A 10646-nucleotide genomic window follows, 5' to 3' on the forward strand; every position below is an offset into this window, starting at 1 on the left:
TCGACGACCATCCACAGGGGCATCGCTCAGTCGAGGTCGGGCTGCGCGGCGTACCGGCCGCCGATGAACATCCGGGCCATCACCGCCCCGATCGCCACGAGGAAGACCACCAGCGCGACCGGGAGGATCCACGTCGGCATCGCGTCGCCGCCCGACCGCGCGGCGAGCACGATGCCCACCTGCCCGGCCACCAGCAGGAGCAGTGTGACCGTCGTGATCAGCCACAGGTCCTCGCGCATCAGCCGCTCGAACCGCCGCAGCCTCGGGCCGGTGGCCGTCCACCACTGCTTGTTGGGCGCGTTGATCTGGCCGGGGGCCCACAGCACCAGCCGGGACAGCAGCGGCATCGGCAGCACGACGAGCAACGGGATCAGCGCGGAGAACGCGAGGGCCCCGTTCCGGCTGGACCAGCCGTCGGCCCGCCCGTCGGCGCCGAAATGCGTCGGCACCCGCTCGGGCAGGACGGCCACCTGCCAGGCCAGCACGCCCAGCCACAGCAGGACCACTCCCCCGGCCAGCACGAGAATCCACGGAGCCGTCGGCTCGGGCGGCAGATCGCGTGCGTCGTCTGCCGCGGACCTCGTCGTCGTCATTCTCCCGACCTCCCCACCTACACCACGACCCGCACCCGCGCGGCCGCCTCGCGCGCCCTCTCCCGGGCGCCGTCCACGTCCTCGGCGGTCGCCACCGCCACGCCCATCCGGCGGAACTCGCTGGCCGACGGCTTACCGAACAACCGGACGTCGGCCTCCGGCACCGCCAGCGCCCGCGCCACGCCCTCGAAACCGACCGCGTCGACGCTCCCGTCGCCGATCCCCGGGCCGCCGTAGATGACCGCCGATGCGCCCGGGCTGGCCATCGTCGTGACGACCGGGAGGCCGAGCACCGCGCGCGCGTGCATCTCGAACTCGCTGAGGACCTGACTGCGTAGCGTCACCAGGCCCGTGTCGTGTGGCCGTGGGCTGACCTCGGAGAAGTAGACGTCGACGCCGTTGACGAACAGCTCCACGCCGAACACCCCGACGCCACCGAGCGCGCCGGTGATCCGCGCGGCCACCGACCGTGCGGAATCGTACGCGTCCTGGGTCATGGCCTGCGGCTGCCACGACTCCACGTAGTCGCCGCGCTCCTGGCGGTGGCCGATCGGCTCGCAGAAGTCGGTGCGGATCCGGCCCGTCTCCGGGTCCACACTGCGGACGGTGAGCAGGGTGATCTCGTACTCGAAGTCGACGAACGACTCCACGATCACGCGCGCCCCCGCGACGCGGGCACCGGACTGCGCGTGGTTCCACGCCGTTTCCACGTCCTCGGGACCGTGGAGGGACGACTGTCCCTTGCCCGACGACGACATGGTGGGCTTGACCAGGCACGGGAACCCGATCCGGGAGCACGCCTCCTGCAGTTCCTCCAGCGAGGACGCGAACGCGAAGCGGCTCGTCGGCAGGCCCAGCTCCTCGGCGGCGAGGCGGCGGATGCCCTCGCGGTCCATCGTCAGCTGCACGGCGCGGGCGGTGGGCGCGACGCGGGCGAGGCCGTCCTGTTCGATCTGCGCGAGCGCGGCCGTGGCGATGGCCTCGATCTCCGGCAGGATCACCTGCGGTTTCTCGAGTTCTACTACCCGGCGCACCTCGTCGGCGTCGGTCATGTCGATGGTGTGCGAGCGATGCGCGACCTGGTACGCCGGGGCTCCGTCGTAGCGGTCGACCGCGATGACCTCGACACCGAGACGCTGCAGCGCGATCGTCACCTCCTTGCCCAGCTCGCCCGAGCCGAGCAACATCACGCGGGTCGCGGTCGGCGCACCCGGCGTGCCGAAGCGGTCCACGGTGGGCGGGGCGAGGGGATCGTGAGCGGCGGTCATGTCGACCACGCTAGTAGACCTGCGACGACGGCCGAAGTGCGGCTGAACAGACGACCGGGCCCGGCACCGTGAGGTGCCGGGCCCGGTCGATCACGCGGTGTGGCGAGCTGAGATCACTCCACCGACTCGAGCGGGGGAAGCTCGCCGGTGTCGTCTCCACCGCTGCCAGCCTCGCTGAACCCGGAGCTCATGAACGAACTGCCTGATCCCTCATCTTCTCCGTCCTCCGAGCTGGCCGCGGTGAGCGGGCCCAGCAGGTTCGCACCCATCTCGACGCTGCCCCCGGAGATGGACCCCGCGGAGACGGGCGCCACGGACCCGCCCGGGATCCGACCGTTGATCTGGCCCGCCACGACCTGCGGGTCGACACCGAAGTACATCTCGATGTCGGCGAGCGCGTTCTGGCCGGGCTCGAGGCAGAGGATGACACCCGCGGCGGGATCCTCCGGCTCCGTGGCGGTCCACTCTGCCGACTCACCGGCGGGAACCGCGACTCCTAGGCCGTTTGCCAGACCGAGGACGACGCTCATGATGTCCTCCGACCCGAAGTTGAAGCCCGGACTGTCACTCGCGGTGGGGTTCCCCTCCTCGTCTGCCCCGAGGATCGATACGCCGCCACCGCCCTCGAGGACCTGGAGGAGCTCGGGAAGCGCGGCCAGGTCGCTGAGGTCGATTGTGGAAGGGTCGACCCCACCTTCATCGACCGTGCTGTACGGGAGCGTGAAGCCGCCGCATTCCTGTGCCACCCCGGTCTCGTTGAGGTAGGCGACCGTCGGACCGCCCTCGGCGTTCCCGGCCACAGTCACCGGGCCGTTAAGAGCGGTGGCGGCGAGGTCCAGGTCGCCAGCGATTTCCTCGAGATTGATCGAGCTACTACCCACTGAGCCGGTCGAATCGTCTCCTTCCTAAGCGGAGGCGATTCCGGCACCTGCGAGGGCGGTTCCGGTCGCGAGTGCCAGCGCTGAGGCGCCAGCGACGATTCGCTTGAGGGAGGTCATGTTGCTCCTTGAATGTGAGGGGTCAGCCGCTTATCTTCCGGCGGTTGTCGGCGCGCTCGTGACGGCCGCAGCTCGAGTGTTGCCCATTTCTCACTTTCCGTTCAGCCGAACGGTGCAAACTTTGTGTCGAGCGACAACACTGTCGAATCATCTTCAACACGTGCCACAAGAGCACCTTTTCGCAACGGGCGGGTCGGTCATACCCACCCCCGATCCGAGCAGGCACTTGCGCGCGGCCGAACAGACGACCGGGCCCGGCACCATGAGGTGCCGGGCCCGGACGCCCTCCGGCGCGCGCAGCGCTCGCTGGTTCAGCGGATCAGTTGACCAGAGTCTCCGCGGGGAGCTCTCCGTTGTCATCCCCAACGCCGGCTCCGGAGCCAGCCTCGCTCGTACCCGAGATGGCCGCCGCGCTGCCGGCGGCAGCATCGTCGTCTCCGCCGTTGTCGTTGCCCGAGTCGTCACCGCCAACGAGCGAGCCGAGCAGGTTCGCACCGACCTCCACGCTGCCACCGCTGACGCTGCCCGCGGTGATCGAACCCAGCGGCCCGAGGCGGTCATTGATCTGATCCGCGACGACCTGGCGGTCAACTCCGAAGTTGATGGCTAGCAGCCCCCCGTCGGGATCCGGGGTGCACATGATGACGGCGGCTGCCGGATCCTCAGGCGACGTGGCAACCCACTCGATCGTCGCGCCCTCCTCGACCGCGACACCGACCCCTCCGAGGAGACCAATCGCCACATTTGTGATGTTCGTCTCACCTCCGCTGTCATTCGCGACCGGATCGCCATCCGCGTCCGCAGCCAGAACCGAGACGCCGCCCTCGGCCTCGATCAAGGCGAGAAGCGGCAGAGCAGCCAGCGGATCTTCACCGATGCCGCCCGGATCCACTCCCAGCTCGTCGACCGTTGCGTATGGAAGCGTGAATCCCACGCACGTCTGATCCGCGCCGGTCTCGTTGGTGTAGGTAACCGTCGGCCCGCCCTCGGCGTTACCGGTCACCGTCACCGGCCCGTTGAGGGCAGTAGCGGCGAGTTCGAGATCTGCTGCGATCTCCGATGAGCCCTGGGCTCCGGCGATGCCGGCGCCCCCGAGGGTGGCTCCGGCGGCCAGCGCGACAGCCGAGGCGCCGGCCAGGAAGCGGTTACGAGCGAACATGAAATCTCCTTGCAGTGAGGGAAAGTCACCACATCGACGACCCGGTGACACTTGCGAACGTTCCGGGAGAACGCCTGCGCAGAGTGTGGCACGGATCACAGACAACCCGGTCGGAAGCGACGCAAACTTTAAAGTTTTATGAATAGATGTTAATTCTGTTATCACCCCTGGCCACAGGGGCCACAGGGGCAACTCCCGGCCGCCTCGGACCTAGCCGGCTGTGAGGCGATAACGTGTGTGCAAAGCCACACGAAAGGGCCCACCTGTGACCAGTTCCTCTTCCGGCCCCCTGGCCGGCATCCGCGTCGTCGAACTCAACGGCATCGGCCCCGGCCCCCACGCCTGCATGATGCTGGCGGACCTGGGCGCCGACGTCGTCACGGTCATGCGCCCCGCGGAGCTCGACACCCAGGTCGGCGGCTGGGCGCACATCACCCGGCGCGGCCGGACCGTGGTGGAGGCCAACCTAAAGAGCGACGAGGGCCTGTCGCAGGTGCGCGGACTCATCGCCAAAGCGGACGTACTGGTCGAGGGCTACCGCCCCGGGGTCACCGAGCGCATGGGCCTGGGCCCCGACGAGTGCCTGGCGCTCAACCCGCGCCTGGTCTACGCCCGCATGACCGGCTGGGGCCAGCACGGCCCGCTCGCCCACACCGCCGGCCACGACCTCAACTACATCTCCCTGACCGGCCACCTCAACGCCACCGCCCGCAAGGGCGAGCGCCCCGTGCCGCCACTCAACCTCGTCGGCGACTTCGGCGGCGGGTCGATGTTCCTCATCCAGGGCATCCTCGCCGCGATCATCGAGCGCTCGACGTCCGGCAAGGGCCAGGTCATCGACGCCGCCATGACCGACGGCGCCTCCGTCCTGGGCCAGTTCCAATGGGCGATGCGCGCCCGCGGCCAGTGGTCGGACGTCGCCGGGACCAACATGCTCGACACCGGGTACCCGTTCTACGACGTCTACACCTGCTCGGACGGCAAGTACATGGCGGTTGGTTGCCTCGAGCCGCAGTTCTACGCCGAGTTCGCCCGACTGTTGGGTATCGACGGCGAGGGGATGCCCGGCCAGTTCGACATGGACCGCTGGGAGGAACTGCGCGAGATCATCGCCGGCAAGTTCGCCGAGAAGACCCGTGACGAGTGGGCCGAGCTGTTCTACGGCACCGACGCCTGCACCACGCCGGTGCTGACCTACACCGAGGCGCTCGACCATCCGCACAACGTGGCGCGCGAGACCTTCGTCGAGGTCGCCGGCGATGCCGGGCCCGCGCCCGCGCCGCGCTTCTCTCGCACTCCGGCCCCCGCGGTGCCGGTCGCGCCCCCGACCGAGGCCGCCGCGATCGACCAGGTGTGGGCCTGAGCATGACCGATCCGGGGGCCGCGCCTCGATCGGCGAACGATAGCCCTCCGGCTGGTGGTTCCCCCGTGGCCGGAGTCGTCCTGAGCGTCGATCCCGCATCGTCCGACCCTCCGTTCCGTCAGCTCAAGAGACAGATCGTCGAGGCGGTCTCACGCGGGAAGCTCACGGCGGGAACCCGCATGCCCGCTGTGAGGAAGCTGGCCGACGAGGTGGGTGTCTCCACCGCCACCGCGGCCAAGGTCTACCGGGAGCTCGAAGAGGCAGGCGTGCTCGAGGGCCGCGGCCGATCGGGCACCTTCGTCTCCGCCGCCGACGCGGCCGGCGCTGCCTTGGCGCGGGCCGCCGAAGAATTCACTGCGTCAGCCGCAGGCGCCGGCTTCGGCCTCGAGGAGGCCTTGGACGCCGTCCGCAACGCGTTCAAGAACCTAGCCTGACGACCCGGCCTGCGCCGCACGGATGCAGAACGCCCCGCCACCGTTTCCGGTGGCGGGGCGGTGCGCTCTGGCGCTTTGGTTATCAGCTACCGAGCGAGCCAAAAACGTCGAGCGAGCCCAGGCTCAGCGACCCGGTGCCCTCGTCCTCGGTCTCACAGCCGGTGACCGTGGTGGTGTACTCGCCGCCTCGGTGGTCGGATTCGATACCGCTGGCCATGCGGTAGTTGACCACGTACTCGCCGTCCTCGCTATCCGGCAGTCCCTCAACCTCGTCCAGGTTGTAGACCACATTCGTGGTCAGCGGGACGTCGTGGTCGGACTTATAGCGAACCGGCGGCGTGACGTCGTACGAAGCAGTCGGCTCATAGTTCCGGGACTCAATGATCTGACCGGTGGGCCCAAGCCCAAAGTCCTCGCCGGTCTTGTCCTGACCCTCGACCCACCAGTCGAGAATGTACTCACCGTTGGTCGAGTTCAATACCGTGAACTCGACCTCACACTGGTCGTTGCTGGCGGCCCAGAACTGGACCGGCCCGTCCAGGTTCTGCGCGCTCGCCACTGGCGAGGCCATTCCGACCGCAAGCGCTGCTGCGGCAAAGCCTCCGGCAATCGTGGTTCCTCGTCGGAATTTTGTAGCCATGTCACCTCCCGGGTTGACTCCACCCGACGTGTCGAACGAGTGGGAAACGCGGATGTCATCGCCCTGAACTTCAGGACGACGGAGGCGAAACTAGCAGCTAATTTCGAGATATGTAACCACCGTTTACAGAATCGTTATCCGACACCACCCAGGGAAGCGTGCGGCTTGAGCGGGGGCACCGAGGGGGGAGTCGCCGGTCTGTAATGCTCCGAGCCCCACGACGATGAGTGAGTCATGACCATGAACAACACCCGAAGTGCCACGACCGCCGCCGCGGCGATTGCCCTGGCTGCCGCCACCTCCGTGACCGCCGCCCCCGCCCAGGCCGCGCCGGTCGACACCACCGCGGTGCACTATGTCGCGCAGGCCTCCGGCAGTGCTGACGGGGGCTCACTGGACAACCCGATCGTGGGGGCCGGCCTGGTCCTTCTGGCGGGCGTCGGCGTGTCGATCACCCTGGCGGTCAGCGCAGGTGTGGCCGGTGGCGCGTTCGAGCTACCCCGGATCCCGGGCCTCTGACCGCCACCGCCGCCTGACGGCACTCGTCACCCCCGGCGCCGTTCAGCCGCCGGGGGTGAAGGGTGTGTGCGGTCGTAACCCTCGCGGGTAGACGGCGGAAGCCGCGTCCTGTGACTGTCAGCTCCCGAGCGAGCCGGTGGTCTGGGCAACTGAGCCCGAGCTACCGATCCCCGCGAGCGCTGCGTCCAGCGATCCGAGGCCGGCCGGAACACCGGCCCCTGCCGAGATCTCGACCTCGACGTACGGGTCGCCATCCAGCCCCTGGGAGTTGCACACCGTGAGAGCAGCCGGGGAGAACGAATCATCGGTGAGTGTGCCCTCGACAACCCCGCCGATTGCTCCTTCAATCAGCTCAGCGGTCTCACCGTTCTCGACCATTCCGCCGAAGAACCCGATCTGCCCCTTGCCCGCAGCCTCCACGAAACGTGCCGTCCAGCTCTCCGGAAGAGTGCTGTTGATGTCCACCGTCTTCACATAGCCGTAGAGGTCGGAGACCAGACGCCCCGTGCCCACGAACGAGTAGCACATCAAGTCCTGACCCGACTTGTTGGTGTACGTCACCTCCGTGGCCTCACCCTTGCCGCTCACGCTCACACTGCTGGGGCTGTTGAACACGGGATCGACGTCCTGGGCGCCGGCCACACCGGCTCCGGCGAGGGCGGTGGCTGAGGCGATGGCGGTGGCCGCGGCGGCGACGCCGAGGCGGGTGAGGGAACGCATGTGGTGCTCCGATCGAAAGGGGACGCGACCGGTCGGCCGCTTCCATGGAGTCCACCCGATGCGCCGTCACCGCACTATCGGCCGTTCATACGACATGTGTCGTACATTCACAACCGATTCGGCCCCACCTGACCCGCACGCACCATCGGCCTCCCTCGTCACACGAGCGGCCCCCAGATCACCCCAGGATGTCGCGCCTCACCACGTTCTGGTCGCGGCCCGGGCCCACGCCGATGTACGACATGTGGCAGCCGGCCAGCTCCTCGAGCCGCAGCACGTAGTCGCGGGCCGCAGCAGGCAGGTCGCTGAACTCGCGCGCCCCGGTGATGTCCTCGTCCCAGCCGGGCATGGTCTCGTAGATCGGCTGGGCGTGGTGGAAGTCGGTCTGCGTCATGGGCATCTCGTCGTGCCGGACGCCGTCCACGTCGTAGGCCACACAGATGGGGATCTCGCCGATGCCGGTGAGCACGTCGAGCTTGGTGAGGAAGTAGTCGGTGAAGCCGTTGACGCGCGCGGCGTACCGGGCGATCACGGCGTCGTACCACCCACAGCGGCGGGTGCGGCCGGTGTTGACGCCCACCTCACCGCCGGTGACCTGCAGGTACTCGCCCCACTTGTCGAACAGCTCGGTGGGGAACGGCCCGGCGCCCACGCGGGTGGTGTACGCCTTGACGATGCCCAGCGAGTGTGTGATCTTGGTGGGCCCGATCCCGGAGCCGACGCACGCGCCGCCGGCGGTGGGGTTGGACGAGGTGACGAACGGGTAGGTGCCGTGGTCCACGTCGAGCATGGTGGCCTGGCCGCCCTCCATGAGAACGGACTGGCCGCGGTCGAGGGCCTCGTTGAGCATGAGGCTGGTGTCGCAGACCATGGGCCGCAGGCGGTCGGCGTAGGACAGGAAGTACTCGACCATCTCCTCGACCTCGACCGCGCGGCGGTTGTAGATCTTCACGAGGATCTGGTTCTTGAGGTGCAGCGCGCCCTCGATCTTCTGTCGCAGGATCGACTCGTCGAACACGTCCTGGACGCGGATGCCCACGCGGGAGACCTTGTCGGCGTAGGTGGGGCCGATGCCGCGCCCGGTGGTGCCGATGGCCTTTTTGCCGAGGAACCGTTCGGTGACCTTGTCGAGCGCCTGATGGTACGGCGCGACGAGGTGGGCGTCGGCGGAGATGCGCAACCGGGAGGTGTCGGCGTCGCGCGCCTGCAGTCCCTCGATCTCGTCGAACAGCGCCTCGAGGTTCACCACCACGCCGTTGCCGATCACGGGTACGGCGGTGGGCGAGAGGATACCGGCGGGCAGGAGCTTGAGCTCGTACTTCTCGCCCCCCACGACCACGGTGTGGCCGGCGTTGTTCCCGCCGTTGGGCTTGACCACGTAGTCCACGCGGCCGCCTAGGATGTCGGTGGCCTTACCCTTGCCCTCGTCGCCCCACTGGGCGCCGATCAGAACGATCGCTGGCATGGTTCGCTTTCACCTCGAATGAGTCGTCGTCACGGTGCACCGGCGTCAGACACCTGGCAGCGAGTCCGCGCACACCGACACCACAGAATAGTCCGTACCGCCGTCAACACCCTAGTCGGCGACGCCCCGTAGCCTGCGGAATCGCACCGGCGTTCCAGGGAGAAGCTGCGAGATCGCGTCCGCGGACCGCGAGGTGAGGACGCCGATCACGGGGTAGCCGCCGGTGACGGGGTGGTCGGGGCCGAACACGACGGGGCGGCCGTCGGCGGGGATCTGGACGGCGCCGCGCACCATGCCCTCGCTGGGGATCTCGCCCCTGGACAGTCGCGGTACGGGCCGGGCGGGGTCGATGCGCACGCCCACCCGGTCGGCGTGGCCGCTGACGTGGCCGGTCGCCGCGAGGACGTCCCACGCCTCGGGTGGGAAGAGGTCGTCGCGCGGACCCGGGATGACGTCGAGGTCGACGGGTTGGCGGGCGTCGGTGCCGCCGACGGCCGCCTGCCATCCGTCCGCCCACGGGCCCACGACCGCGTCGCCGACGTCGAGGACGTCCCCGACGGTGACGGGCGGCGGGCCGAGCCCGGACAGGGTGTCACGGGATCGGCTGCCCAGCACCGGCGGCACGTCGATCCCCCCGCGCACGCCCACGTAGCTGCGCACCCCGGCGACGGGCCGGCCGATCTCCAGCGTGGACCCGGTGTCGAGGCGGAGGACGTCGCCGGTGGCGGCGGTGCGTCGGGATCCGTCGGGGGTGACGACGACGACGAGGGCGTCCGCCCCCGTGACCGCCACGATCGCGGGGGCGTCCGTGAGGACGCTGAGCCCGCCGAGCAGCACCTCGAGCACCGCGGCGGCGGGGTCGGTGCCGACGGCCCGGAGAGCTGTGGCGGCGGCGGCGCGGTCGGCGGCCCCGGAGGCGGTCACCCCGAGGTCGGCGTGTCCGGGGCGGCCGAGGTCCTGCAGGAGGACGGCGGGCCCGGCCCGGAGGACCAGCAGGCTCATCGGTCCGCGCCCGGGTGACCGGGGCCGCCGGAGCCGCCGGCGTCGCGGAACCGCACGACCGTTCCGGGCGTCAGCAGGGCCGGGTCGGAGCGGTCGACGTCCCAGAGCCGGGCGTCGGTGGTGCCGATGAGCTGCCACCCGCCGGGCGACGCACCGGGATAGACGGCGCAGAACCGGTCCGCCAGGCCCACCGATCCGGCCGGCACCCGCGCCCGCGGGGACGGAAGCCGTGGAACGGTCGGCAGGGGCCGCGGCTCGGCGGGGACGCGCTGCTCGCCTCCGCGCGCGTCCGGGCCGCGGGCATCGAGCCCCCGCGCGCCCACGAGGTGGGCGAATCGGGGCGCGACCCCGCCGAACGCGGCCCGCCATGTGATCGACGTGTGGGTCCGTACGAACGCCTCGGTCGACAGCCCTGCCAGGTCGGCGACGGCGTGCAGGTCGGGCCCGTCGTAGCGGACGTCGAGGATCACCTCGGCCGCCCCACC

Annotated in this window: 12 protein-coding genes; 3 read left to right on the plus strand and 9 right to left on the minus strand. The window is 69.6% G+C overall.

All coding sequences use genetic code 11. The features are described from left to right. Positions 1–26: 26 nt before the first annotated feature. The 4 genes from KHA85_RS10765 to KHA85_RS10780 all read right to left on the minus strand — a co-directional run bounded on the left by KHA85_RS10765 (position 27) and on the right by KHA85_RS10780 (position 4018). On the minus strand, positions 27–593 hold the full coding sequence (locus KHA85_RS10765) for a DUF1648 domain-containing protein (protein WP_007629402.1): 567 nt from the start codon (positions 591–593) through the stop codon (positions 27–29). A gap of 17 nt (positions 594–610) precedes the next feature. Further along, a complete protein-coding gene (purT, locus tag KHA85_RS10770) occupies positions 611–1861 on the minus strand; it encodes a formate-dependent phosphoribosylglycinamide formyltransferase (RefSeq protein ID WP_213185784.1) in 1251 nt (416 codons plus the stop codon). A 113-nt stretch (positions 1862–1974) separates the two neighbouring features. Then, on the minus strand, positions 1975–2742 hold the full coding sequence (locus KHA85_RS10775; RefSeq protein WP_213185785.1) for a hypothetical protein: 768 nt from the start codon (positions 2740–2742) through the stop codon (positions 1975–1977). Between the two features lie 436 nt (positions 2743–3178). Continuing rightward, positions 3179–4018, minus strand: a complete 840-nt coding sequence (locus tag KHA85_RS10780; protein ID WP_213185786.1) for a hypothetical protein — start codon at positions 4016–4018, stop codon at positions 3179–3181. Positions 4019–4283: 265 nt separating this feature from the next. Here KHA85_RS10780 and KHA85_RS10785 point away from each other — a divergent pair, with 265 nt between their 5' ends. Beyond that, positions 4284–5381 carry a CaiB/BaiF CoA transferase family protein gene (locus KHA85_RS10785; protein ID WP_213185787.1) on the plus strand — a complete coding sequence of 366 codons (1098 nt, stop codon included), beginning with the start codon at positions 4284–4286 and terminating at the stop codon, positions 5379–5381. Between the two features lie 65 nt (positions 5382–5446). Continuing rightward, a complete protein-coding gene (locus tag KHA85_RS10790) occupies positions 5447–5815 on the plus strand; it encodes a GntR family transcriptional regulator (RefSeq protein WP_308936924.1) in 369 nt (122 codons plus the stop codon). 82 nt (positions 5816–5897) lie between these two features. Here KHA85_RS10790 and KHA85_RS10795 read toward each other — a convergent pair whose 3' ends face one another. Beyond that, positions 5898–6455, minus strand: coding sequence for a hypothetical protein (locus tag KHA85_RS10795; protein ID WP_213185789.1), 558 nt, complete (start codon positions 6453–6455; stop codon positions 5898–5900). 234 nt (positions 6456–6689) lie between these two features. Between KHA85_RS10795 and KHA85_RS10800 the strand changes: the two genes are divergently transcribed. After that, a complete protein-coding gene (locus KHA85_RS10800) occupies positions 6690–6974 on the plus strand; it encodes a hypothetical protein (RefSeq protein WP_213185790.1) in 285 nt (94 codons plus the stop codon). 117 nt (positions 6975–7091) lie between these two features. Here the strand turns inward: KHA85_RS10800 and KHA85_RS10805 are convergent, their stop codons facing one another. The 4 genes from KHA85_RS10805 to KHA85_RS10820 form a co-directional block, all read right to left on the minus strand. Next, on the minus strand, positions 7092–7694 hold the full coding sequence (locus KHA85_RS10805) for a hypothetical protein (RefSeq protein ID WP_213185791.1): 603 nt from the start codon (positions 7692–7694) through the stop codon (positions 7092–7094). A 178-nt stretch (positions 7695–7872) separates the two neighbouring features. Beyond that, on the minus strand, positions 7873–9159 hold the full coding sequence (locus tag KHA85_RS10810) for an adenylosuccinate synthase (protein ID WP_213185792.1): 1287 nt from the start codon (positions 9157–9159) through the stop codon (positions 7873–7875). A 111-nt stretch (positions 9160–9270) separates the two neighbouring features. Next, entirely contained in the window at positions 9271–10161 is an 891-nt protein-coding gene (locus tag KHA85_RS10815) for a 5-oxoprolinase subunit C family protein (RefSeq protein WP_213185793.1), read from the minus strand. Beyond that, on the minus strand, positions 10158–10646 hold a 489-nt coding region (locus KHA85_RS10820), incomplete at its 5' end, for a 5-oxoprolinase subunit B family protein (protein ID WP_213185794.1). The genes KHA85_RS10820 and KHA85_RS10815, both read right to left, overlap by 4 nt.

This window comes from Dietzia massiliensis, from assembly GCF_018390595.1.
In the GTDB taxonomy this organism is placed as follows: Bacteria; Actinomycetota; Actinomycetes; order Mycobacteriales; family Mycobacteriaceae; genus Dietzia; species Dietzia massiliensis.

Excerpts from the sequence above, each read along its gene's own strand:
- KHA85_RS10765 (WP_007629402.1), bottom strand. The coding sequence starts at position 593 with ATGACGACGACGAGGTCCGCGGCAGACGACGCACGCGATCTGCCGCCC.
- purT (WP_213185784.1), bottom strand. The coding sequence starts at position 1,861 with ATGACCGCCGCTCACGATCCCCTCGCCCCGCCCACCGTGGACCGCTTC.
- KHA85_RS10780 (WP_213185786.1), bottom strand. The coding sequence starts at position 4,018 with ATGTTCGCTCGTAACCGCTTCCTGGCCGGCGCCTCGGCTGTCGCGCTG.
- KHA85_RS10795 (WP_213185789.1), bottom strand. The coding sequence starts at position 6,455 with ATGGCTACAAAATTCCGACGAGGAACCACGATTGCCGGAGGCTTTGCC.
- KHA85_RS10800 (WP_213185790.1), top strand. The coding sequence starts at position 6,690 with ATGACCATGAACAACACCCGAAGTGCCACGACCGCCGCCGCGGCGATT.
- KHA85_RS10805 (WP_213185791.1), bottom strand. The coding sequence starts at position 7,694 with ATGCGTTCCCTCACCCGCCTCGGCGTCGCCGCCGCGGCCACCGCCATC.
- KHA85_RS10810 (WP_213185792.1), bottom strand. The coding sequence starts at position 9,159 with ATGCCAGCGATCGTTCTGATCGGCGCCCAGTGGGGCGACGAGGGCAAG.
- KHA85_RS10815 (WP_213185793.1), bottom strand. The coding sequence starts at position 10,161 with ATGAGCCTGCTGGTCCTCCGGGCCGGGCCCGCCGTCCTCCTGCAGGAC.